Genomic DNA, 23,546 nt, shown 5'->3' with positions numbered 1-23,546 from the left:
CCTCCGGCATGTCCGCGCATTTATCGCACGACAGGCCGGACATCGCCATGCGAACTCGACTCAGCGCCGATCGTCCTCGATATCACTGACCTTGCCGTCGACCATCGTCACGATGGTGATGTGGTCACCGCGCCGGTACTGCCATTTTTCGCCGCTGGCCGCTTTGCTCGTCGCGTTGGCAGTCGTGCGACTGCGGCGGGAGCGGCTACTGCGCGAACTGCTGCTGCGTGAACTGTGGCCATGGGCTTTGTACGACGGCTTGCCCAGCAACTCGGTGACACGCACGGCGCTGTCGCCGATGCTCAGCACCTGGTTGCCCACACGCAAACTGCTGGACGCCTGCACAGCGGCGCTGAATACGAATAAAGCGATGATGAAACAAATGCGCATGACCTTCTCCCTGGTCTGGTGAAATTCGGTAGTCCTTTACCCTTCGACAAAGTCGAGTCGACTCAGCCGCGACGCTCATCCAGATGATCCTCGATCGAGGAAACCTTGCCGGCGATGATCGTCACGGTAATCACGTGGCCATCCTCGCGGATTAATTGTCAGCGTTCACCGCGAAACGCGCCGAACGTATTCTCCACCGGCTCCTTGTAGGCCGGCGTACCCAGCAGATCGAGCGCGTGCGCAGCGGTGTCACCGACGGACAGCACCTGCTGGCCGACGCGCAGGGTTTCGCTGGCGCAGACACTCAGACTCAAAGTCAGCAGCGGTATAAGCAACAGACGACGCATGGCACTCTCCTTCGCACGATGGAATGCGTTTCAGAAACCTGCGCCCGGCTGGGCCAGGTAAAGCAGCTCTTCCGGCGTGCTGGCACGACCCAGTGCAGCATTGCGATGCGGAAAGCGGCCGAAGCGCGCGATCACCTCGCGATGCCGCCGAGCATATTCGAAAAATCCTTCGAAACGTTCACGCTGTCCCTGCAGCGCCTCCAGGCATAACGCCCCGAACCGCTCCACCGCGAGCTGCTGCAGATCCATGTTTTCAGCATGTTCCAGCGGCATGTAGGCGAATACGCGCTGTAATGGCGGTAACCGTCGGTCGTCACCACGGGAAATCCCCGACAGCACCACACGCTGTGCCTTGACGTCCTGTGCCCAGGCACGCGAATCACCGCGATACAGATTGCGTGGAAACTGGTCGAGCAGGATCAGCAGCGCCAGCCAGCCCGATGGCGTCTCCGTCCAGCCATCCAGCCGGCCGTCGGCAGCCGCATCCACCGAGTGGCCGAAGTGTTCGCGGATTTCCTCATCGAATGCTGCATCGGTAACGAACCAGCGTGCTGCGTTCGCTTCGGCAAACCAGAAATCGAGGACGTCCCCTGCTGCTGACATCGCCACTCCGTCAGTAGCGCGCACTGCCGACGAGGTTGTGCATGTCCAGATGAATCCCGCGCAGGCGCGGCAGCTGTCGCTGCAGGACGAGTGCCAACTCGGCCGGCACGTTGGCGATCGCCTGTTCGAACGCCTGCAGCAGAGCAGTCTCGTGATGCGCCAGTACACCGATCCAGGCGCTGTCGCGACGCGCAATCGCGTGCACCAGCTTCCCGGCCACGTGACGGTGCACGACGCCGTACAAGCTACCGCGTCTACTCGACTTGCCGCCGCTGAGGCGCAGCTGCGCCTGCAGGTCGGCAATCAGCAGTTCCAGCGTGTGCACGTTCTCGCCCAGCACCATCCGCAATCCGGGCTCGCAGGCCGCGGCGGCGTGCCGATAGAGCCGCTGCAGGTCGATGCTGCGCCGGAGCAAGGCATTGCAAATAGCTCGGGGAGGGCGCGGCGCCATGGCCGCCTCCTTGCTGGAGGATGGGTGGATCACGACACCATCGTCACCCCCGGCGACTTAGCCGGAGATTAACCCGGGAAAATTTGTCGGATCACGGTCAGCCGGCAGCAGGCTGCACCGGGCCCACGGGCTCACTGGCCGATCTGCAGCAGGTTCAACGGTCGCCCGTCACTGCCGCGCACGCCTTGCTGCAGCTCGGCCAGCCGCTGGATCGACGGGCACAATGCCTCGATCTGCGGACGCAAAGCCTGCATCCGCTGCTGCAGGCGTGGCTGCAGGTTGGTGGCGAGCGACGCGGCGCGATCACGCAAGTCGGCGGCAGTCTGCATGTCGCCGGCCAAGGCCGCGTTGATCGCCTGCTGACCGAGATCGGCCACCAGCAAAGGCACCAGGTCGGCGGCGATCTGGTTCCCGTACTGCTCGGCGAAATCACCTTGCCAGTCGTGGGTGCTGCGGCTGGCCGCGATGCGCTGCTTGAGCTCGCTGGCATGCGCGCTTAAGCGCCGATCGAGTTCGGCGCGAGTGTCCGCACTCAGACCCAGGCCCGCAGCCTCGGCGCGCATTGCGTGCACCGCCATGTCTACCCCGTTTTGAGCGACCGTGCGCACCCTTGGAGCCAGTGCACGCAACTCACGCTCGAACAGCGCCAGCCGATCCTGATCCTCCGCATTCAGAGGCACCGCGACGCCATCGGTACGCAACGTGCCCTGCTGCAGTTCGACGTGGAAGGGCGCTGGCGACGCACGATCGAACAGCAGGCTGTCCGTCTTCAACGTCACGTCATAGCTGCTGCTGGCATGGCAGGTGGTTTCCATGTCCTGTGCGTGGAGGCCCGTCGCCAGCAGCAGGAATACGGATAGGATAAGTCGGCGCATTGATGAGGTTCCAGGGCAGATGGCGTCGGCCAGCAATATATGACCGCTCGGCAACCCCTACTGAACACCCTAAACCGGAGCATCGAAACGCCACGCATCACGGGACGTTCCGAAGTCGTCGCCGATTGCTCAGCTTTTGCCCAATGATGTGAGCAACTTCAATCGCTGATCTGGCTGGAAAGCTACGCCCGACGGCATAGCATCCGAATCTTGGGGGGTCACCTCGGGATCGTCATGCCATGGAATTGGCACGTTGGGTCCGGGTATATAACCCGCCCACTTGCCATACGCCTCTTCGTCACAACGAGCACTCTGGCAAAATTCGACTGGAACCATGGCATACCAATGCTGCCAGCTGGCTTCCTTGCCCGACGTTGGCGGGTTGAAGGTCCAGCGCCGAACTGCGTCCACGGCTGCCTTGGCAAGATCCTTCCGAAAAACTGCCATCTCGGTCTCGGGCGCAACAACATGCAGATTAACCTGGCGAGCGACCTGATCCTCGACCTTGCCGTCCCGACCAATGCGGACATACACATAGACAGTGCCACCTACGCCATCTTGCGAAGATCTCGATGGGTAACGCGGCTGGACTATGTCTTTTTCACTGAGCGTGTCACTTGAAGATTTCCGGGCGGAAGCGTCCTCGCCGAAGGACGCTTCACTGATACTCACCGAGTAATTTTGATTATCGACAGGAACAGCGACCACACGCAGATTCATCTTTGCTTTGAGTAGCCTTGCCTGGCTCGCGCGCATGTACTCCTGAAAGTCGCTGACGTCGATACCGAACCTCCAATGCGGCACGGTCTTGTTGATGACTTCAAGCACCAACGGCGGCAGCTTGTCCTGCTGATCCAGGGTATAGCTGTTCACGCTGCCATCCTGTGCCACGACAATCGAGCCGGTCACCAGCATGCTGGCCTGCACCTGCTTGCGCACTGCATCGACCCCACCATTTGCTATCACCGCACCGCTGCAAAACACGCCAAGCAACCCCAACAGCAAGCGTTTCATCCGTGTCTCCCCTATTTCCCAGATGACGCCCTAGCGATTTGTATCATACCCGCTAGCTAGCGCAGACAATGCTGACCAACATACTTTCAACGCGAGGGCCGTCGTCGAAACTGGACCTTCACCACCGGCAGTCCCAGCTGCCACGCCAGCCACAGCAGCACAGGCACAGCGACCGCTTTCAGTATCAGCGCCATCTGGTAGCTGCGACGTGCATGCAATAGCGCCTGCTGCAGTGCCGCGTCGCTCTGGAGCTGGGCGATGGCATCTGCGCTGGCATGATTGAACGACGACCACTGCGCCAGCAGCAAGCCGCCGCTGACCAGCGCCCACAGTGCCAGCAGACAGGAAGCCACGCGCAATACAGGACGCGCCCAAGCCTGCCGCAGGATGCAGCCCGCACAGATCACGATAAGGACAAACGCAGCCACCAGGTAACCAACATCCCAAGCCAGCATGCCATGCAGCGCCGCGACCGCGTCAGGCTGCGCCGGCGCCAGAGCCTGCAGTTGTCCCCATACCAGTTGCGCGTGCCGCACATACTGTAGGCAGCCAAGTGCCGCAAACAGCAGCAGCATCCACACCAGCACACGCCAGATGGTCAGTCCGCGCGGGGGCGCGGGCTGATCGACACGTATCGCCAAGGGCATCAGGGTGCCGCCTTGAGCGTGGCCAGGTCGCTCATCACCTGGGCGGAATTCTTCTCCGGATCGACATCCACATAGACCTTGGCGATCTTGCCCTGCGGGTCGATCAGGAAGGTGGTGCGCTTGGCGTAGTGCATGCCCAGATGCGAAGTCAGCACACCATAGGCGGCGGATACCGAGCTATCGGCATCTGACAGCAACGGAAAAGGCACGTGGTATTTCGCGGCGAAATCGGCATGCGATTTCACGTCATCGAGACTCACGCCGACCACATCGGCACCCGCCTTGCGCAGCTTGGCAATATCGTCGCGGAACGTGCATACCTCGGTCGTGCAGCCCGGGGTGAAATCCTTCGGATAGAAATACATCACCAGCCAGTGGCCATGAAAATCTGCCGGTGTATGCCAGTGGCCGTTTTGATCCTGCAGATGGAACGTCGGGGCGACATCACCCGCCTGCGGGCCAGCGGCAAAAGCCGGCGCCGCCAAGCCACATAACAGGGCCAACACGAGCAAACAGGAAAAACGGCGCATGAAGGGATCTCCAGCTGGGCAATGGTGGCGAGATACAGCCTTCGCAGTTTACGCGCACCAAAGCGAAGGGCGCCATGCGGCGCCCTTCGTTGTCACACCCTGTCTAGCCGACAACCCTCATGCATCAACGCGGCTTGATGCTGAACCTGCCCACCGAAACACCCAGATCGACGCCTTCACCGGTACCGGCCAGCGCCAGTGACGTAGTGCCCTTGGTCAATACCTGCGCCTGGGAACTCCTGACCACGCCAGCCTCGGCACCAGCCTGCGCATAGTCGCCGAAGACTTCGCGAATGCCATGCACGTTGCTGATCTCGCCCGTTCCGTCATTGATGCGGTATTTGCCGGCGGTAATGCCGCCGCCGATCACACTGATCTTGACGTTGGCGAGCTGTCCGTTGTCGCATCGAATGGTACCGATGCCTTCGGCATGCTTGTAGATCAGCGACCAACCGGAAAGGTTGAACCTGAGATGGCACTTCACCATGGCCTCGTCAGCGTGGGCGCTGGAAGTGGGGAGCGCGGTCGCTGCCGTCGCGCAAGCCAGCACCAGGGCGGCCATACCAAAAGTACGCTTGATCATCGTCATCTCCTTGAATAGATTTTCCCGGCACAGGGTCAAACGTGCTTCCCAAAGGAATCGGCACGCCCCTGCGTGGTGGATCAAGAATGTGCACCGCCGCGTGATAGCTGTGTGCAGAAGATGACAGCCCGTTCAGGTTTCCGGCTTTGATGCTTAGCTAACAGGCTGCCGCGCAGACTGGAGGTGCTAGGCGCCGGTTGTACGGAAGCCGTGCCCGGGTTGTGGCGCGGCTGAAACACTACATAGACTCTGGGCCAGAACGCAGCAAAGGATATCCATGGTCAAGTACTCACTAGTTGGTTACGACGGCTCCGATGCTTCCCGCCGCGCCTTTCAATTCGCCATCGACCTGGCTCGCTGCGGCAGCAGCCGGGTGCGTGTGGTGTCGGTATTACAGGTGACCGAAGGCGGCGCCGACTGCTCGGCCCTGATGATGACCGACTCCAGCACCCAGCGCGTCAAGGAGCTGCTGGACGAACTGACCACGATCGTGCCCGATGCCGCCAGTCTGGTCGACGTCGAGATGACCTACGGCAGCCCCGGCGATGTGCTGTTGAGCCAGATTGACCAGCATGGCGTCGATCACATCGTGATCGGCCACACCGAGCGCGGCGCGCTGGCGCGCTGGCTACTCGGCTCGGTGTCAGGCAACGTGCTGGCACGGGCCCATGTGCCGGTGACGGTGGTGCGCTAAGCGTGCACCACCGTGTCGCTGAGGCGGTTTCCCGCAACGAAGCCATGTCGATCACGAAGCGGTATTTCACGTCGCTCTTCAGCATCCGCTCGTAGGCCTCATTGATGTCCTGGATACAGGTTTTCTCGATGTCCGAGACGATGCCATGCTCGGCACAGAAATCCAGCATCTCCTGCATCTCGGCAATGCAGCCGATCAGGGAGCCGGCCAGCGAATGGCAACCGAAGATCAATGCGCCGCCACGGATCGTCGGTGGTATATGCGGCAGCCCGACCAGGACCATCGTGCCGTCGCGCCTGAGCATCTGCCGATAGACGTTGAGATCGTGCGGCGCCGATACGGTGTCGAGGACCCAGCTTTATGCTGCGCTCATGACCGTGTCATCACTATCCCGTACTCGGCAAGCGTTGCGCTACGCACAGGAAAATCACGTTGAGCTATACCGATTCGCCCACATGGACACTCGACAGCCTCGATCTGAACCGTATCGACCTGACGCGCATTCGGCACAACGAGGATCTGTTCTTCCTGCTGTGCAGTTCGTCGTTCGTCGAGAGCGGCTCGGATCTCTACACGCAGAATCTGATCGATCACTTTGCCGGCGACCAGGAACTGCAGACCTGGCTGAGCCAACATTGGGAACATGAGGAACTGCAACATGGCCGCGCACTGGCCGGTTATGTCAGAACCGTGTGGCCGGAATTCGACTGGGACAAGGGTTTTACGGCGTTCTGGAACGAGTACGGCGCGGTATGCACCGCCGAGCAACTCGAACCCTGCCGCGGACTGGAACTGGCCGCCCGCTGCGTGGTGGAAACCGGCACCGCCAGCCTGTACCGCGCGCTGCATGAGATCACTGACGAGCCGGTACTGAAGCAGCTGACCAACCACATCAAGAGCGATGAGGTGCGTCACTACAAACACTTCTACCAGCACTACCGGCTATATCGGGAGCGCGAGGGTTTCGGCCGCTACAAGGTGTTCCGCGCGATCCTGCGGCGGGTCAACGAGATCAAGGGCGAGGACAGCAACATCGCGCTGCGCCACGTGTTCAACCAGTGCTATCCGCAACACCAGGGCAACGAGACCGAGTTTCGCCGCATCAGCGGCCGCGCACAGAACCTGCTGCGCCGGCACATCCCCGCCGCGATGACGGTGAAGATGCTGCTCAAGCCACTGGACTTGCCGACCATGCTGCAGAACGCGCTGGAAAAACCATTGGCGCGGATCACCGGGAAGCTGTTCCTGCACTAGTGGCTTGCAGCAGGGGCTGGCGCAGCACCTGGGCTGTCGCGGGCCACGACATCGGCTTGGCGCCGGGCTTCCTTCTCGAGCTTGAAGCGCGCCAGATCCACTGGTCGAATCTGCTTGATCGCGCAAGGCAGGTAGCCGCGCGCCGTTAGCACTTTGTCGAAGCCCACCGACACCTCCCCGGCAAAGGAGGTAAAGCCGACCCGGTTGGTAAAGCTCAGGCCGCTGCACGGCCATGTATCCAGCAGGTACGCGCGCGTGGGGCGTGTATAGACCACCAGCTGGGTATCGTCGAGCGGCTCCCACGAATAAATCCCATCTCCCAGCACCAGACGAAAACTGCGTACCGGCGTGCCAGCCGCCGCCACATAGGCGGCTTGCCGCTGCTGTGCGTCCTGCGCGGACGGCATGCTGGAGCAGGCGGCGAGCAACCCGGCCAGCATGCAGCCGATCAATGACAGGCAAGACTTGGACATGACCGCACCCTCCACCGGAACCGTGATTGTCAACGCAGCGATCGCTATCACCTGGAAGCCGTAGCCACGCTGGACCGGGCAGTGCGTGTCATCATGCAAGATCACCCGCGCAACCTCATCACTGGCCGCCGGCAGGCACCACGCGCGGCTGTTCATCGATCTTGCGCTGCGCCTGCTGCGCGGCCCGCAGATGACTAACGTCGATCGGGCGGATCTGCGTGATGGTGCAGGGGAAATGGTCACGCCCGGTCAGCACGCGGTCGAAACGCGCCGATACCTCATGGACGCTGGAGGTCAGTCCGATCACGTTCGCAAACGTCAGGTTCGGGCAGCTGTCCACATCCAGCAGCCACGCCTGGTTGGGCCGTGTATAAACCGCCAGTTGCTGATTGCTCAGCGCCTCCCACGAATACATCGGGCTGAAAAAGTGAAAGCTGCGCACCGGCGCACCGGCGGCTGCCGCATACTCCGCCTGGCGCTGGCTCTGCCGTTGTGCATAAGGCACGCTGGAGCAGCCCGCGAGCAATCCGGCGATGAGCAACCCAGACAACAGTTGGATGGATTTCATGGCGACGCCCTCCTGCATGGATAAGGTTGATAACGCTCTACTCGACCGCAGGCATACACCGGTTTACTTCTTTTTTCCCTTGCCGACACTGGCCCACTTGGCCGGATCAAAGCCACCGACTTCGTAGACAAGGGTCTGCTTCTTCTCGCCGTCGGCGAAAGTCACATCCATGCTGATTTTCTTTGCCTTCTGCAGCATGGCAATAAAGCCCTTGTCGTCGACCACCATCAACGCCGGCTCGCCGGTCGGCGGCGCGAACACCTTGATGTGTACCGGCTTGCCATCCACCGTCATGGCCATCACGCAGTTGCCATGGCAGACGAAACCGGGCTTGCTGCCATACAGGAACACGCTCTGGCCCCAGCTGGTATGCCGACGCAATACCAATTGCACCCGATCATTGCCAGACGGCTGGCTGCTGACGATGGTGGCGGTGGACTGCGTACCGCCGGCCATCGGCGACACCTGATACAGCCACAAACTCGCCAGCCGGTTCTTCTCGCTGGCCGCGGTATAGCGCTGCTCGATCGCCGGCAGGGTCTGCTGTACTTCCTTCGCCGCGGCGCCGCCCGGATAGTGGCTGATGATGTCATGACCCATTGACACCGCCATCTGGTCGTTGCCGATACGCAACAGCTGGCGGTAGGTATCGAGATCGCGCGCCGCATCGGCTGCCTGCGCCTGCGCCTGCTGCTGCGCTGCGGATGGTGCCGCGGCGCCGCCCTGTTGCGAACAACCGACGAGCAACAAGGCGACGCACAAGATCGCGGCGGCGTAACGATGGATAACGGGCTTCATCAGCGAGACACCGATCGGGAACAGGCTATTAGCTTGGAACGAGGTGGCCGGATAACGCAACCGTCAGTCCGGCGACCCGAAGCGCTCGCGCAGGGCTGCCCGGTAACGCCGACTGCACGAAACCTTCACGCCGTCGCGCATCTGCAGGCGGGCATCGCCGGTCTCCAGTGGCTCGATCTCGGCGAGGTAATCGAGATTGATGAAATAGCTGCGGTGCACACGCACGAAGCGCGCAGGATCCAACCGTTCCTCGATCCCGGCCATGGTCGCGCGCAGCGGGTAGTCGCGACCGCGCACATGCAGGTTCACATAGTTGCCTGACGCTTGCAGCCATTCGATCTCGCTGGCGTTGATCAGGAACTCCTTGCCCAGCTTGCGCACCAGGAAGCGCTCCGGCCGATCTACTGGCTCTACCGGTGGACCTTCCTCCGGTGCGACCAGCAACCGCGCCTCGCCCTGCCAGCGCATCAACCATAACCGCGACAGGCAGATCAGCGCGATGATGAGAAAATAGGTGCGGAAGTCCTTGAGGAACTCGTAGCCGAAATTCGGCAGCCAGGCACCTGCATCGTAGTGCTCACCAACAACCGCATAAGCCAGCTTGCGCAGCACGGTCATGCCGGCGACATGGATGAGGCTGAATGACACACTGGCCAGCAAGTGCCACGGCAGGCTGCGCCGCCAGGTATCGAAGCGAAACGGCCAGCGCCGTTCGACCGCCAGCACCGCCGGAATCAGGGCCAGGATCAGGATCGAGCTGGTCCACTCCCATACCCACGGCTCCCATGCCGCCGTGCGGGCATGGTCGATGCGCGCGACCATGCTGTTGAACACGGTATTGAGTATCGACAGCACGACCCAGAAGCCAACTTCGGCCGGGCGTCGCCAGCGCTGAAAATCGCGATATTCGAAATCCGTCTGTTTCGTCATGTCGGCGATTCTACGTGGCCGCGAGAACGCCCATGCTATTCGCCCCACCGGACCGCCGCTCATCCCTGTTCAAGCACGTTCCATCACTTGCGGATCGACAACCCGCTCCATCAGACCATCATGGGTCGCATGCCATGGCCTGTCCGAACCGGTCGTGGCGATTCCGTGCAGCCGATCTGGAGCAGCTTGATGAAAAGACGCGAACTGTTGAAAGCCATGGCAACGCTGCCACTGTTACCGCTGCTGATGCGCAGTGGCGTAACCACGGCGCAGAATGCCGCCAGCGTCATCGCGAAGAAACTCCGCGCACGGGTACGGCCAGGCGATCCGGGTTGGCCGCTGCCCGCGCAATGGGATCAGCTGAAGCGCGACGTCGGCGGCCGGCTGCTGAAGCTCGAATCACCCTTCGCACACTGCGCCACATCTCCCCCCGACAGCATTTGCGCGGAGGCGCTGAAACATCTCGACAACCCTTTCGCACTGGGCGACAACCCCGCGCTGACCCAAACCAGCGGCTGGGCCGATGCTTGGACATCGCAGCCCAGTGCTTACGCAGTCGCAGCGGAGAACACCGCCGACGTGGTGGCAGCGATCAACTTCGCGCGGGAGCACCGCCTGAGGCTGGTGGTGAAAGGCGGTGGCCACAGTTATCAGGGCACCTCGGACGCGCCGGATTCGCTGCTGGTATGGCCACGGCACATGAACAAGGTGACCCTGCATGACGCCTTTATCGCGCAAGGCTCTACCGAGGCGCCGCAGCCGGCGGTGACGATCGAAGCCGGCGCAATGTGGATCGACGCCTACGACGCGGTCACCACCAAGGGCGGCCGCTACGTGCAGGGTGGCGGCTGCACCACGGTGGGCGTTGCCGGCCTGGTGCAGAGCGGCGGCTTCGGCAATTTCTCGAAAAACTGGGGCACTGCGGCCGCCAACCTGCTGGAGGCGGAAATCGTCACCGCTGACGGCGAAGTGCGCATCGCCAATACCTGCACCCATCCCGATCTGTTCTGGGGCATCAAGGGCGGCGGTGGCGGTAGCCTCGGAACGATCACGCGCCTCACCCTGCGTACGTTCGAGCTGCCGGCGATGTTCGGCGGGGTATCCGCCGCCATCAAAGCAGCGTCCGACGACGCGTTCCGCGCGCTGATCGTCAAGGTAATGGAGTTCTATCACAGCGCACTGTTTAACCCGCACTGGGGTGAACAGATGTCGTTCCGCAGCGACAACACGCTGAACATATCGATGGTGTTCCAGGACTTGACCCAGCAGCAGGCGGAGCAGGTCTGGGCGCCGTTTCTCGACTGGGTCAGCGCCCACAGCGACTACCGGTTCGCCAAACCGATGCAGGCGCTGGCGGTGCCGGCGCGGCATTTCTGGGACGCGGAGTTTTTCCGCGCCCATGCGCCCAAGCTCATCGTGGCGGACGACCGGCCCGGTGCGCCGGCCCACCATACCCTCTGGGCTGACGACCAGGGTCAGGTCGGCTGGTTCATCCACAGCTATCAATCGGCATGGCTGCCGGCCGCACTGCTGCAGCCGGGCCAGCAGTCACGACTGGCGGAGGCCCTGTTCGCCGCCTCGCGGCACTGGGATTTCGCGCTGCACTTCAACAAGGGACTGGCCGGCGGTGCCGCCGACGCGATTGAGCGCGCACGCGACACTGCGACCCACCCGCAGGTGCTGGATGCCTTTGCGCTGGCTATCTGCGGAAGCAGCGGCGACCCGGCCTTTCCCGGCATGCCGAACGCCCGCCCCGAACTGGCCAAGGCGCGACGCGAGGCGGCGACCATCGACAAGGCGATGGATGCGCTACGCGCCGTGGCGCCCGGCGCCGGTTCGTACGTTTCCGAGAGCGATTATTTCTTGCACGACTGGCGACAGGGATTCTGGGGCCCCCACTACGCGAAGCTCGCCGCGGTGAAACGCAAGTACGATCCGGATGGCTTGTTCTTCGTGCACCACGGCGTGGGTAGCGAAGCATGGAGCGCCGACGGCTTCACGCGTACGGCATAGTGACAGGCTCCTGATACATCGTATCCGTGTGCAACTAGCCGGCTAGACTAGGCGTTTTCAGCCACGCCGATTCATGTCAAAACGCGACGACTCCCTGTTCCGCCACCCGGCCTTTGTCGCGTTCTGGTTCGCCCGGATCGCCTCCAGTTTCGGTTTCCAGATGCTGTCGGTGGCAGTCGGCTGGCAGATCTACGCGATCACCGGCCGCGCGTTCGACCTGGGCCTGATCGGGCTGGTGCAGTTCGTGCCGTCGGTCGTGCTGGCGTTGCCGGCCGGGCATGTCGCCGACCAGTTCGAGCGCCGGCGAATCGTGCTGATCGGGCAAATCGTCGAATGGCTGGCGATCGTTGTACTCGCTGCGCTCACCCTGACCCGGCACGTCCACGAGATCGGCATCCTTGCGCTGGTCTTCGTGATTGGCGTGGCCAAGGCATTCGAGTTTCCCTCCTTGCAATCGATGCTGCCGGCGCTGGTGCCCGCGTCGATCCTGCCGCGTGCGATGGCGGTGAATGCCTCGGCCGGCCAGGCGGCGATGATCATGGGCCCGGCGTTGGGCGGCCTGCTCTACGTGGCCGGACCTGGCGTGGTCTACGTGGTGGCCGCCGTTCTGTACCTGGTCGCCGCCACGCTGATGAGCCGGCTGCGTTACGAACAGGCGCCGCCCAAACGCGAGCCGGCCACGCTGAAGACCCTGTTCGCCGGCGTGCATTTCATCCGCGAGCGCAAGGACGTGCTTGGCGTGATCTCGCTGGACCTGTTCGCCGTGCTGCTCGGCGGTGCCACCGCGCTGCTGCCGATCTTCGCCAAGGACATCCTGCACACCGGCCCGTGGGGGCTCGGCCTGCTACGCGCGGCGCCGGCGGTCGGTGCGCTGCTGATGTCGCTGTGGCTGGCGCGGCACAACCTGCAGCGTCGGGTCGGCCCGATCATGTTCGCCGCCGTCGCCGGCTTCGGCGTGGCCACTCTGGTGTTCGCACTCTCCACCACGCTGTGGCTGTCGCTACTCGCCTTGTTCGCACTGGGTGCGTTCGACATGGTCAGCATGGTGATCCGCAGCTCGCTGGTGCAGCTCGATACGCCGGATGACATGCGCGGGCGGGTCAGCGCGGTCAATGCCATCTTCATCAATACCTCCAACCAGCTCGGCGAGTTCGAATCGGGCATGCTGGCCGCGTGGATGGGGGCGGTGCACGCCACCGTACTTGGTGGTGTGGGCACCTTGCTGGTGGTCGGGTTGTGGATGGCGATGTTCCCGACCCTGCGCCGGCGGCAGCGGCTGCAGGTCGAGGCAACCGTACCTGATGAGCCCGCAGCAGATACTCTTTGACACTCGATCCCGGCGGGGACCTCCGCCAGTGATGCCAGCGCCGAACCTAGAGAGTCATGGAGCCGTAACGTGATCACCTCTTCAGCGACCGAATTCCTCGAGGCTTTTGCCACCCTGGCGCCGTTGCCGGACGCCGAAGCCACTGCACGCGCGGCCTATCTGGTCGCACCCGCGGAGTTCACGCTGGCGGCGGAATCGGCACGCGACAACCAATACATGGACATGAGCCTCACGGTCGATCCGCTGAAGGCACTCGCCCAGCACAGCGCTTTGGCGCAAGCGCTGCGCGCGGATATTCCGGTGATCACGTTTCCCGGCAACCCGGCGACGCCCGATGCGGTGTTTCCCAACAATGTGTTCGCCACCGCGCCGGGCCGGCTGATCGTCGGCCGCATGCGCCATTCAGTGCGCCAGCGCGAGGCGGAGCGCGCCGACATCCGCGACTTCTTCGGCGACGTGCTGGGTTACGACGAAATCGACCTGTCCGGTTGCGATGACCTGGTAGCCGAACTCACCGGCTCGCTGATCATCGATCGCGCGCGCGGTATCGGCTATTGCGGCCTCAGCGAACGCTGCGACATGGCCGGCGCGCAGGCGATGCACAAGGCCTTCGATCTACGCCTGACGTTATGCTTCGAGCTGGCCGAAGCCGAGTACCACACCAATGTGGTGCTGACCTTGCTGGCCAGCCGCGCCGCGATCATTGCCGCTGACGGCTTCCGCGATCCGGTAGTACCCAGGGCCATCGCAAAGGCCTATGGCGACCGCGCGATCTGGCTGACGCCCGCGCAGAAACAGGCGTTCGCTGCCAACGCCATCGCCTTGTCCGACGACCGGGTATGGATGAGCGCCTGCGCCACCGCATCGCTGACCGCCGAACAGTACGAGGCACTGGCTGGCTACGGCTTCGCCGTCGGCGCGGTGGACTTGAGCGAGATCGAGAAAGCCGGCGGCAGCCTGCGCTGCTGCGTGGGCGAGATTTACTGACCAGCCACGCGAACGAGACGGAACACAGGTCGATCTGCAATGCTGGATCTTGTTGAAGGAGCATACCGATGTCCGCATTGCCACCACCGATCCGCTCCAGCTTCGTCACCATCCTGGGTTGGATCTTCGTCTGCCTCGCTGGTTTCGCCACGCTGATTGGCCTGCTGCAGAACCTGATGCTTCAGCTGGTATTCCTGCCGGCCATGCAGCAGCAGATGGCCACTCAGCCTATGCCTCCGAATATGCCGGCACCAATGGACTGGGTGTTCGGCCACATGATCTGGTTTTTCCGCGTCTTCCTGCTGTTGTCGATCACCACCTTGATCGCCGCCATCGGCCTTCTATTGCGACGCAACTGGGGCCGCCTGCTCTTCATCGGGCTGATGGGTTTCGCCATCGCCTATCAATTGCTCGGCTTGATATTCCAGTGGTGGCTCATGGGTTCGATGCAGCAGATGATGCAACTGCCGTCCAACGCGCCTGCACACTTTGCCGACGGCATGCATGGCTTCATGCTGGCGATGCAGATTTTCGGCACGATCATGGCCATTGGCTTCAGCGTGTTGTTCGGCTGGATCATCAAGCGCCTATGCAGTCCCGCGGTACAACGCGAATTCAGCCCGGTGACCGCATCACCCACCTTTCTCGGCAGTCCACCATGATCACCGTCCACCATCTGAACAACTCGCGCTCCCAGCGCATCCTGTGGCTGCTGGAAGAGCTCGGCGTGCCATACGAGATCAAGCGCTACCAGCGCGATCCGAAGACCATGCTGGCGCCGCCGGAACTGCGCGCGGTGCATCCGCTGGGCAAGTCGCCGGTGATCACCGATGGTGAGCTCACCCTGGCCGAATCCGGCGCGATCATCGAATACCTCGCCGACCGCTATGGCGCCGGCACGCTGATTCCCGCGCACGGCACGCCAGAGCGCCTGCGCTGCAACTACTGGCTGCATTACGCCGAAGGTTCAGCGATGCCACCGCTGCTGCTGAAGCTGGTATTCCGTCGGGTCGAAACCGCACCTGCACCGTTCTTCGTGAAGCCGATCGCCAAAGGCATCGCACACAAAGTGATGAACAGCTTCGTCGATCCGCAGCTGAAGCTGCATCTGGATTACCTGGAAGGCGAACTGGGCAAGAGTGAATGGTTTGCCGGCAACGAGTTCAGTGCGGCCGATATTCAGCTGAGTTTTCCGCTGGAAGCCTTCGCAGCACGTGGGGGGCTGGATGCCAGCTACCCCCGGCTGTCAGCATTCCTGCAGCGAATCCATGCGCGACCGGCGTACCAGCGCGCGCTGCAGAAGGGCGGCGAATACAAGCTTGGTGGCTGATTGCGCACTTCATAGCTGAACGGACAACAGCATCCGCAGCCGTTGTCCACACACTGCTCACAACCCCGCTGGCAACCTGTCATTTCAGATAGCGAGGAGAAGACTGATGCGTAATCGTGATATCGAGCGACAGATCCGCGACGCCGGCGAACAGGCTGGCGAGCGCGTACGTCATTACGCCGATGGCGCCGCCAGCAGTGCGCAGAGCCTGTTCGATCGTGGCCGCAGCATTGGCGAACGCTTTGGCAAGCGCGGCAATCATTACAGCCAACGGCTGACGAATGCGGCCGAGGACTTCGCCGACGAAGCGAACTATCACTATCGCCGCCTGCGCCGCCAAGTGAATCGCCATCCGACGGCCAGCGTGGCGATTGTCGCCGGCACCATCGGTGCGTTCCTGCTGCTGCGTCACGTGTTTCGCAGCCGCGACGACGAATGAATCGTCAGGAAGCTAAGTGACTCAATGACCGGATGCACGCATCCGGTCATTGAGTGTGGGAGTTCTGCGCCGCCGATTTACCTGACCGCCTGGATATTCACTTCCACGCGCCGGTTCGGCGCCAGGCAGTCACGCAGCCGCTGGCCCGTGAGGTCCGGGCAGGCGACCACCGGATCGGCGTCGCCGCGGCCTTCGGTGGTGATCAGGCCAGCATCCACGCCATGCCCGACCAGGTAATCGCGCACCGCATTGGCGCGCCGCAGTGAAAGGTCATCGTTCTGTGCGCGGTCACCGATCCGGTCGGTGTAGCCGACCAGACCCACTGCATGAATGCTCCTGGCCTCATGCAACTCCGCCACCAGCCGATCCAGTTGACTGCGGCCCCGCCCAGTCAGGCTGTTGATGTCGGATCGGCCAAAAGCGAACAGCGCATCCGCCCCCAGCGTCTCATGCCGGTTTTCGACCATCGGTGCCGGTGCCGGCATTTCTCGCTGCATTGGCGGGGCCTGCATCACCACCACCGGCCTGGCTCGGTAGACGGGACAGGGGCAGCAACCCGCCAGCAGCACGGCGGCGCCAGCAGACGCGATCATGCTCATGTGTATGGTCTTGTTCATAGTCTCCATCCTTCGTATGGTCAGATGACCTGATGAAAACACCGGCGACCGCCATGGGCGCAGTCGCTGCTCCACGCAATGACATGACCGCTCGTACAGCCGCACGGACACCGCTGCTGCGCCGACGCCACCGATCCGTGGCGACACCCATGGCTGTCATGGCGCAAAGCTTGTCCCGCGCATCGCTGGCAGTGATGACACCCCACAGAATGCGACGGCCATGCTGAATTTTTGCGCACCAAACAACCTGCCATGCCCACGAAAGACATCGCAGCCCATCGTGCCGTGACATTCGCTCCACCAGGACGCGCTGGCCGAACCGCATCCATCAAAAAACCGCCACTCGGCGGTTTTTTGAATCGGCTCACCATGCGCCCGAACGACGGGCTCGCTGATTTCAGACCGTCTGCGGATTCGGCTTGTCCGGATCGAGCCGGTATTCCTTGATCGCCCGGCTGACGTCCTTGGCGTTGACCTTGCCGTCCTTCGCCAGTGCGGCCAGCGCAGCATGCGCGATCCAGTAGCGATCGACCTCGAAGAACTCGCGCAGGTGCGCACGCGTGTCCGAACGACCGAAACCATCGGTGCCGAGCACGGTGTAACGCATGCCATCGGGCATGAAGGCGCGGATCTGGTCGGCGAATTCACGCACGTAGTCGGTGGCGGCGATCGCCGGACCCTGACGACCCTCAAGCAGGCCGGTGACATACGGCACGCGCTGCTCCGCTTCCGGGTGCAGACGGTTCCAGCGCTCGGCATCGAAGCCGTCGCGGCGCAGCTCGATGAAGCTGGGGCACGACCAGATGTCCGATTTCACGCCGAAGTCCTTCTCCAGCAGTTCGGCCGCGGCGATAACCTCGCGCAAAATCGTGCCCGAGCCGAGCAGCTGCACGCGCGGCTCACCCTTCTTCGGCTTGCCGCCATCCTTGAACAAATACATGCCCTTGATGATGCCGTCCTCGACGCCTTGCGGCAGATCAGGGTGGCTATAGTTCTCGTTCATCACGGTGATGTAGTAGTAGATGTCCTCCTGCTCCTGCATCATCCGGCGCGTGCCGTCCTGCAGGACTACCGCAACCTCATAGGAGAACGTCGGGTCATACGACTTCACGTTCGGGATCGTGCCGGACATCAGGTGCGAATGGCCGTCCTCATGCTGCAGGCCTTCGCCATTGAGCGTGGTGCGGCCGGCCGTACCGCCAATCAGGAAACCGCGCGAGCGCATGTCACCGGCGGCCCAGCACAGGTCGCCGATGCGCTGGAAGCCGAACATCGAGTAGTAGATGAAGAACGGCAGCATCGCCTGGTTGCTGATCGAATAGCTGGTCGCCGCGGCCATCCACGAGGCCATGCCGCCGGCCTCGCTGATGCCCTGCTGCAACACCTGGCCCTTCTGGTCCTCGCGGTAGTACAGCAGCTGATCAGAATCCTGCGGCTTGTACTTCTGGCCGAACGGCGCATAGATGCCGATCTGGCGGAACATGCCTTCCATGCCGAACGTGCGCGCCTCGTCGGCGACGATCGGTACCACGCGCTCGCTCAGCTGCTTGTCGCGCAACAACAGGTTGATGCCGCGTACCAGCGCCATCGTGGTGGAAATTTCACGCTCACCTGTGCCCTTGGTGATCTGCTCGAACGCAGCCAGCTCCGGCGTCTTCAGCTTCGCCTCGGCCTTGCGCCGGCGCTGCGGCAGGAAGCCGCCGAGCGCCTGGCGCCGCTCCAGCATGTACTGCACTTCCGGCGACTCCTTGCCCGGGTGGTAGTACGGCACGTCCTTCAGCTTGTCGTCGCTGATCGGAATCTGGAAACGGTCGCGGAAATGCCGCACCGCCTCCTCGTCCAGCTTCTTCTGCTGGTGGGTCGGGTTCTGCGACTCGCCGGCCGCGCCCATGCCGTAACCCTTCACCGTCTTGGCCAGGATCACCGTCGGCATACCCTTGGTGTTCGAGGCCGCGTGATAGGCCGCGTAGACCTTGTGCGGATCGTGGCCACCGCGGTTCAGCCGCCAGATGTCGTCGTCGCTCAAGTTGGCGACCATCTCGCGCGTCTCCGGATACTTGCCGAAGAAATGCTCGCGCGTATATGCGCCGCCGAACGCTTTGCATGCCTGGTATTCGCCGTCGACGGTTTCCATCATCAGCTTGCGCAGCACGCCCTTGGTGTCGCGCGCGAGAAGTGGATCCCAGTAGCTGCCCCAGACCAGCTTGAGTGCATTCCAGCCGGCGCCGCGGAACACGCCTTCCAGTTCCTGGATGATCTTGCCGTTGCCGCGCACCGGGCCGTCCAGACGCTGCAGGTTGCAGTTGACCACGAAGATCAGGTTGTCCAGACCTTCGCGTCCGGCCAGCGAGATCGCACCGAGCGACTCCGGCTCGTCCGTCTCGCCGTCACCGAGGAAGCACCAGATCTTGCGGTCGCTCTTCGGCACCAGGCCACGATGCTCGAGGTACTTGAAGAACTGCGCCTGGTAGATCGCCTGGATCGGACCCAGGCCCATCGACACCGTCGGCACCTGCCAGTAATCCGGCATCAGCCACGGATGCGGGTACGACGACAGCGCGCGACCTTTGCCGACAACTTCCATGCGGAACAGGTCGAGCTGGTCCTCGGCCAGACGGCCTTCGAGGAACGAGCGCGCATAAATGCCCGGGCTGGAGTGGCCCTGGTGGAATACCAGGTCGCCCGGATGGTCAGCGCTCGGCGCACGCCAGAAATGATTGAAGCCGACGTCGTACAGCGTCGCGCTCGAAGCGAAGCTGGCAATATGGCCGCCCAGTTCGCCCGGCTTGCGGTTTGCACGCACTACCATCGCCATCGCATTCCAGCGGATCAGCGTGCGGATGCGCCATTCCATCGCGGCATCGCCGGACATCTTTGCCTCGTTGCCGGGCGCGATGGTGTTGACGTATTCGGTGGTCGGATCGAACGGCAGGTAGCCGCCGGAGCGACGGGTGGTATCCACCATCCGTTCCAGCAGGAAGTGCGCACGCTCGGTGCCGTCGTGATGGATCACCGCATCGAGCGAATCGATCCACTCGCGGGTTTCGGTGGGATCGATGTCCTGGTTGAGGATATCGTCGAGCTGATCCATGAAGATTCTCCGCGGCGCCATTGCGGTGCCAGGCTTGAGGGGGACTCCCGCGGTCGGGGAAGCAGCGGGTCAACGGCTAAGTTTAGCCGCTGGACCACATGGCTGCCAATTTGTAGCCATGCGCTAGCGCATGGCCATGCCGGACAGGCAACGGGCAGTCCGTGTGACAGATCACATCGCTCGCGTCAGGCGGGACCGCTCCTCGCATCGACCATCATGACCACAGTGGATATCACTGCGGGTTGTAACCAGCACCGACGCGGGATTTCCGCATCACCACAATGTCCTGATGACCGTTCAGTCCACCTTCGATGTGATCGACTACTGAAAGAAAACGCCCCCAATGCTTCTTTACATAGTCAACGGCATGAAATGTTGTCTGATAGAAATCAGGGAGGCCATCGACCTTGAATTTCCCCTTCCGATCCACCCGATAGACGATGCCGTCACGCTGCAGATCGGCCAATTCCCGCGGCGTGCAGCTATCCATGGCACAGCAACCATGGGTCGTGGTAATGAACACTCCGTTCGGCTTCAGCAACCGCGCCATTTCACCCAGCCATTCGTCCTGGGCCTGCTCATCCAGATGGGTGAAGAGCGAGACACAGTAGATTGCGTCGAACATATCGCTTGCATAGCGGGTGCGTGCGGTCGCCGTGTTCGTCGAGAAAAGAGCCACGTCCGACAGATTCGACTGAGCCCAAGCAATCGCCTCCGCATCAATGTCCGAACCGTACAGCGCGCAGGACTCCGTAAACCCGGAAAATTCATTGATGACCCGACCCGGGCCGCAGGCGAAATCAAGAATCGTCAAGTTCTTCAGATGGACGCCGTTTGCACCAAACGCGCCGGCAAGACATTGCGAGATAGTGCGACCATTGCGCACATAGCTATCCTCGTCGAATGCCCGATGCACGCGATACCGGAGTATCGGTGGTGGCGTTTTTGACGAATTTCCGCTGCGATACGTCCTGTTTTCGCGAGACAGCTCCATTCGAAACCTGGCATATTTCGCCAGCCCAGCAAGCCAATAGATCGGCGGAATACCTTTTGCTGCCTTGCGAAGCCTTGAATCCTGTTTCACCTGAATCTCCCTGAGTAGTCTGGTACGCGCCTATCGCCGCTGCGTCTCATCACGCCTGTGGACGCTCGCGGAGCCACGGTGTTCCCGACAAGTGGAACGATGCAATATCCTCTTTCCGAATCTGATGAGATGACTCATCAGATGCAGACTCCGTGATCAACGCTGCTGGCGGTTGGCCGCGGCGCGGATCTGTGCATCCACAGCGACGATCGCAGTCATGTTGACTACGCGGCGCGCGGTGGAAGCCGGTGTGAGGATGTGTGCCGGCTTGTCGAGCCCCATCAGGATCGGTCCGATCGCCACACCGTCGGTCATCACCCGCACCATGTTGTAGGTGATGTTGGCTGCGTCGAGATTCGGCAACACGTAAAGGTTGGCGCGACCGCTCAGGGTGGTGCTGGGGAACATGCGATGGCGCAAGGCCTCGTCCCACGCGGTGTCGGCCTGCATCTCGCCATCCATCTCGAGCTTCGGCATGCGTTCCCTGAGGATCTGCCACACCTTGCGCATCTTCGCCGCGCTCGGGTTGTCGTGGCTGCCGTAGTTGGAATGCGACAGCAACGCCACTTTCGGCTCGATGCCGAACAGCTTGAGGCGATACGACGCCTGCATCGTCGCCTCGGCAATCTGCTCCGCCGTCGGGTCGACCTGCACATGCGTGTCGAGGAAGAACCAGGCGCCCTTGTCGTTGATCACGCCGGTCATCGCCGAAGTGCACTGCACGCCCGGGTCGAGGCCGAACACGCTGCGCATATAACCGAGCTTCTTGTGGAAACGCCCGACCAAGCCGCAGATCATCGCATCCGCCTCGCCACGCTCGACCATCAACGCTGAAATCAGTGTCGGCCGCGAACGCAGCAGGTTCTTCGCCGCCGCCGGCGACACGCCGCGACGCTCGGTCAGCGCGTGGTACTGCTGCCAGTACTCGTTGAAGCGCGGATCGTCGTTGATATTGGTCAGCTCGAAGTCGACGCCGGCACGCATGCGCAAGCTGAGCCGCTGGATGCGCATCTCGATCACGTCGGGGCGGCCGACCAGGATCGGGAATGCCAGTTTCTCGTCGATCACCGTCTGCACCGCGCGCAATACGGTCTCCTCCTCGCCCTCGGCGTAGACCACGCGCTTGCGGTCGGCGCGCGCGCGCTCGTACACGGGCTTCATCAGGAAACCGGTGCGATAGATGAACTGGCCGAGTTTCTCCTTGTATACCTCCATGTCGGTGATCGGCCGGGTAGCGACCCCGGAATCCATCGCCGCCTGCGCCACCGCCGGCGCCAGTATCACCAGCAGGCGCGGATCGAATGGACGCGGAATCAGCGAGTCGGCGCCGAACGTCGGCACGTCGCCGCCATAAGCCGCGGCCAGATCGCCCGCCTCCATCCGCGCCAGTTCGGCGATCGCACGCACGCAGGCGAGCTTCATCGCCTCATTGATGCCGGTGGCGCCCACATCCAGCGCACCACGGAAGATGTACGGGAAGCACAGCGCGTTGTTGACCTGGTTCGGGTAGTCCGAGCGGCCGGTGGCGATGATGCAGTCGGGGCGCACCTTCTTTGCGTCTTCCGGCGAGATCTCCGGATTCGGGTTGGCCAGCGCCAGGATGACCGGCGTGTCCGCCATCGTGGCGACCATCTCCGGCTTCAGCACACCGCCGGCCGAGAGACCGAGGAAAATATCGGCGCCGGCCACGATCTCGGCCAGCGTGCGCTTGTCGGTGTCGCGCGCGTAACGCTGCTTGTCCGGGTCCAGCTGGTCGCGACCGGTATACAGCACGCCCTCGCGGTCATAGGCGAGGATGTGCTCCGGCTTCAGGCCCAGCGCCACCAACATGTCCAGACAGGCGATGCCGGCCGCGCCGACGCCGGTTGTGGCCAGCTTCACGTCCTCGATCTTCTTGCCGACCACTTCCAGCGCGTTGATCACCGCGGCACCGACGATGATCGCAGTGCCATGCTGGTCGTCGTGGAACACCGGGATCTTCATCCGCTCGCGCAACTTGCGCTCGACGATGAAGCACTCCGGCGCCTTGATGTCTTCCAGGTTGATGCCGCCGAAGGTCGGTTCGAGGCTGGCAATGATGTCGACCAGCTTGTCCGGATCGTTCTCGTTGATCTCGATATCGAACACGTCGATACCGGCGAACTTCTGGAACAGCACGCCCTTGCCTTCCATCACCGGCTTGGCCGCCAGTGGCCCGATGTTGCCCAGGCCCAGCACGGCGGTGCCGTTGGTGATCACCGCGACCAGGTTGCCGCGCGCGGTCATCTCGCTGGCCGCGTTGGGGTCCTCGACGATCGCCTCGCAGGCATAGGCCACGCCGGGCGAATAGGCCAGCGACAGGTCGCGCTGGGTCAGCAGCGAGGTGGTCGGGCTGACCTTGATCTTGCCCGGACGCGGGAGGCGGTGATATTCAAGAGCGGCGTGGCGCAGGTCTTCGGGGATGGCCATGGATGCGATTTTATTGAGGGAGGGGCGGCGCCCGCTGAAGCGGCTGACCACCT

General features: G+C 62.6%; 25 protein-coding genes and 1 pseudogene. 8 read left to right on the top strand and 18 right to left on the bottom strand.

From position 1 onward, the window contains the following. Positions 1-60 precede the first annotated feature (60 nt). The 9 genes from GSQ75_RS17220 to GSQ75_RS17180 all read right to left on the bottom strand — a co-directional run bounded on the left by GSQ75_RS17220 (position 61) and on the right by GSQ75_RS17180 (position 5,344). Positions 61-390, bottom strand: coding sequence for a DUF2845 domain-containing protein (locus tag GSQ75_RS17220; RefSeq protein ID WP_158756105.1), 330 nt, complete (start codon positions 388-390; stop codon positions 61-63). Between the two features lie 158 nt (positions 391-548). Further along, on the bottom strand, positions 549-737 hold the full coding sequence (locus GSQ75_RS17215) for a hypothetical protein (protein ID WP_254058628.1): 189 nt from the start codon (positions 735-737) through the stop codon (positions 549-551). Positions 738-767: 30 nt separating this feature from the next. Then, a complete protein-coding gene (locus tag GSQ75_RS17210) occupies positions 768-1,340 on the bottom strand; it encodes a DUF924 family protein (RefSeq protein WP_158756104.1) in 573 nt (190 codons plus the stop codon). A gap of 10 nt (positions 1,341-1,350) precedes the next feature. Beyond that, complete coding sequence (locus GSQ75_RS17205; RefSeq protein WP_158756103.1) at positions 1,351-1,791, bottom strand: DUF2383 domain-containing protein; 441 nt, start codon at positions 1,789-1,791, stop codon at positions 1,351-1,353. Positions 1,792-1,922: 131 nt separating this feature from the next. Beyond that, positions 1,923-2,666 (bottom strand): DUF2884 family protein, encoded by a 744-nt coding sequence (locus GSQ75_RS17200; RefSeq protein ID WP_158756102.1) that lies wholly within the window; start codon positions 2,664-2,666, stop codon positions 1,923-1,925. Positions 2,667-2,795: 129 nt separating this feature from the next. Continuing rightward, positions 2,796-3,680, bottom strand: coding sequence for an energy transducer TonB (locus GSQ75_RS17195; protein WP_158756101.1), 885 nt, complete (start codon positions 3,678-3,680; stop codon positions 2,796-2,798). 86 nt (positions 3,681-3,766) lie between these two features. Further along, positions 3,767-4,327 carry a hypothetical protein gene (locus GSQ75_RS17190; protein WP_158756100.1) on the bottom strand — a complete coding sequence of 187 codons (561 nt, stop codon included), beginning with the start codon at positions 4,325-4,327 and terminating at the stop codon, positions 3,767-3,769. Beyond that, positions 4,327-4,857, bottom strand: coding sequence for a peroxiredoxin (locus tag GSQ75_RS17185; RefSeq protein ID WP_158756099.1), 531 nt, complete (start codon positions 4,855-4,857; stop codon positions 4,327-4,329). The genes GSQ75_RS17190 and GSQ75_RS17185 overlap by 1 nt, the downstream gene beginning before the upstream one ends. Before the next feature lie 124 nt (positions 4,858-4,981). Then, entirely contained in the window at positions 4,982-5,344 is a 363-nt protein-coding gene (locus tag GSQ75_RS17180; protein WP_254058640.1) for a hypothetical protein, read from the bottom strand. Positions 5,345-5,717: 373 nt separating this feature from the next. On the opposite strand from GSQ75_RS17180, the gene GSQ75_RS17175 reads away from it, so the two are divergent. Then, entirely contained in the window at positions 5,718-6,134 is a 417-nt protein-coding gene (locus GSQ75_RS17175; protein ID WP_158756097.1) for a universal stress protein, read from the top strand. A gap of 163 nt (positions 6,135-6,297) precedes the next feature. On the opposite strand, the pseudogene GSQ75_RS19345 reads toward GSQ75_RS17175, so the two are convergent. Continuing rightward, a pseudogene (locus GSQ75_RS19345) lies at positions 6,298-6,474 on the bottom strand (NAD(P)-dependent alcohol dehydrogenase); the annotation flags it as partial. Between the two features lie 92 nt (positions 6,475-6,566). On the opposite strand from GSQ75_RS19345, the gene GSQ75_RS17170 reads away from it, so the two are divergent. Next, complete coding sequence (locus GSQ75_RS17170) at positions 6,567-7,388, top strand: ferritin-like domain-containing protein (protein ID WP_158756096.1); 822 nt, start codon at positions 6,567-6,569, stop codon at positions 7,386-7,388. Here GSQ75_RS17170 and GSQ75_RS17165 read toward each other — a convergent pair. The 4 genes from GSQ75_RS17165 to GSQ75_RS17150 all read right to left on the bottom strand — a co-directional run bounded on the left by GSQ75_RS17165 (position 7,385) and on the right by GSQ75_RS17150 (position 10,157). After that, positions 7,385-8,017 carry a DUF6491 family protein gene (locus GSQ75_RS17165; protein WP_254058627.1) on the bottom strand — a complete coding sequence of 211 codons (633 nt, stop codon included), beginning with the start codon at positions 8,015-8,017 and terminating at the stop codon, positions 7,385-7,387. The genes GSQ75_RS17170 and GSQ75_RS17165 overlap by 4 nt on opposite strands. Further along, positions 7,980-8,429, bottom strand: a complete 450-nt coding sequence (locus GSQ75_RS17160; RefSeq protein WP_158756095.1) for a DUF6491 family protein — start codon at positions 8,427-8,429, stop codon at positions 7,980-7,982. The genes GSQ75_RS17165 and GSQ75_RS17160 overlap by 38 nt, the downstream gene beginning before the upstream one ends. 63 nt (positions 8,430-8,492) lie before the next feature. Then, positions 8,493-9,227 carry a hypothetical protein gene (locus GSQ75_RS17155; RefSeq protein WP_158756094.1) on the bottom strand — a complete coding sequence of 245 codons (735 nt, stop codon included), beginning with the start codon at positions 9,225-9,227 and terminating at the stop codon, positions 8,493-8,495. Between the two features lie 63 nt (positions 9,228-9,290). After that, positions 9,291-10,157, bottom strand: a complete 867-nt coding sequence (locus GSQ75_RS17150) for a LytTR family DNA-binding domain-containing protein (RefSeq protein ID WP_158756093.1) — start codon at positions 10,155-10,157, stop codon at positions 9,291-9,293. A gap of 189 nt (positions 10,158-10,346) precedes the next feature. Here GSQ75_RS17150 and GSQ75_RS17145 point away from each other — a divergent pair, with 189 nt between their 5' ends. From GSQ75_RS17145 to GSQ75_RS17120, 6 genes are all read left to right on the top strand, one after another. Next, complete coding sequence (locus GSQ75_RS17145) at positions 10,347-12,170, top strand: FAD-binding oxidoreductase (RefSeq protein WP_158756092.1); 1,824 nt, start codon at positions 10,347-10,349, stop codon at positions 12,168-12,170. A 73-nt stretch (positions 12,171-12,243) separates the two neighbouring features. Next, complete coding sequence (locus GSQ75_RS17140) at positions 12,244-13,497, top strand: MFS transporter (RefSeq protein ID WP_158756091.1); 1,254 nt, start codon at positions 12,244-12,246, stop codon at positions 13,495-13,497. Positions 13,498-13,566: 69 nt separating this feature from the next. Further along, positions 13,567-14,484 (top strand): arginine deiminase-related protein, encoded by a 918-nt coding sequence (locus tag GSQ75_RS17135; protein WP_158756090.1) that lies wholly within the window; start codon positions 13,567-13,569, stop codon positions 14,482-14,484. Between the two features lie 68 nt (positions 14,485-14,552). Further along, positions 14,553-15,146, top strand: coding sequence for a hypothetical protein (locus tag GSQ75_RS17130; protein ID WP_158756089.1), 594 nt, complete (start codon positions 14,553-14,555; stop codon positions 15,144-15,146). Then, a complete protein-coding gene (locus GSQ75_RS17125; protein WP_158756088.1) occupies positions 15,143-15,814 on the top strand; it encodes a glutathione S-transferase in 672 nt (223 codons plus the stop codon). Before GSQ75_RS17130 ends, GSQ75_RS17125 begins: the two co-directional genes overlap by 4 nt. Before the next feature lie 106 nt (positions 15,815-15,920). After that, a complete protein-coding gene (locus tag GSQ75_RS17120) occupies positions 15,921-16,253 on the top strand; it encodes a hypothetical protein (RefSeq protein ID WP_158756087.1) in 333 nt (110 codons plus the stop codon). A gap of 77 nt (positions 16,254-16,330) precedes the next feature. On the opposite strand, the gene GSQ75_RS17115 is transcribed toward GSQ75_RS17120, so the two are convergent. The 4 genes from GSQ75_RS17115 to GSQ75_RS17100 form a co-directional block, all read right to left on the bottom strand. Next, positions 16,331-16,870, bottom strand: a complete 540-nt coding sequence (locus GSQ75_RS17115) for an OmpA family protein (RefSeq protein WP_158756086.1) — start codon at positions 16,868-16,870, stop codon at positions 16,331-16,333. Between the two features lie 397 nt (positions 16,871-17,267). Next, a complete protein-coding gene (gene aceE / locus GSQ75_RS17110) occupies positions 17,268-19,961 on the bottom strand; it encodes a pyruvate dehydrogenase (acetyl-transferring), homodimeric type (RefSeq protein ID WP_158756085.1) in 2,694 nt (897 codons plus the stop codon). Positions 19,962-20,193: 232 nt separating this feature from the next. Beyond that, the gene (locus GSQ75_RS17105; protein WP_158756084.1) at positions 20,194-21,045 is read right to left on the bottom strand and encodes a class I SAM-dependent methyltransferase; all 852 of its coding nucleotides are present in this window, start codon (positions 21,043-21,045) and stop codon (positions 20,194-20,196) included. Positions 21,046-21,201: 156 nt separating this feature from the next. Then, positions 21,202-23,493: an NADP-dependent malic enzyme gene (locus GSQ75_RS17100; protein ID WP_158756083.1), complete on the bottom strand. Its 2,292-nt coding sequence runs from the start codon at positions 23,491-23,493 to the stop codon at positions 21,202-21,204. Positions 23,494-23,546: the final 53 nt, after the last annotated feature.

The organism is Dyella sp. S184 (assembly GCF_009766065.1).
Lineage (GTDB): Bacteria > Pseudomonadota > Gammaproteobacteria > Xanthomonadales > Rhodanobacteraceae > Rhodanobacter.
The sequence above is the reverse complement of the archived record's forward strand: the minus strand, read 5'-3'. Positions and strand labels throughout refer to the sequence as shown.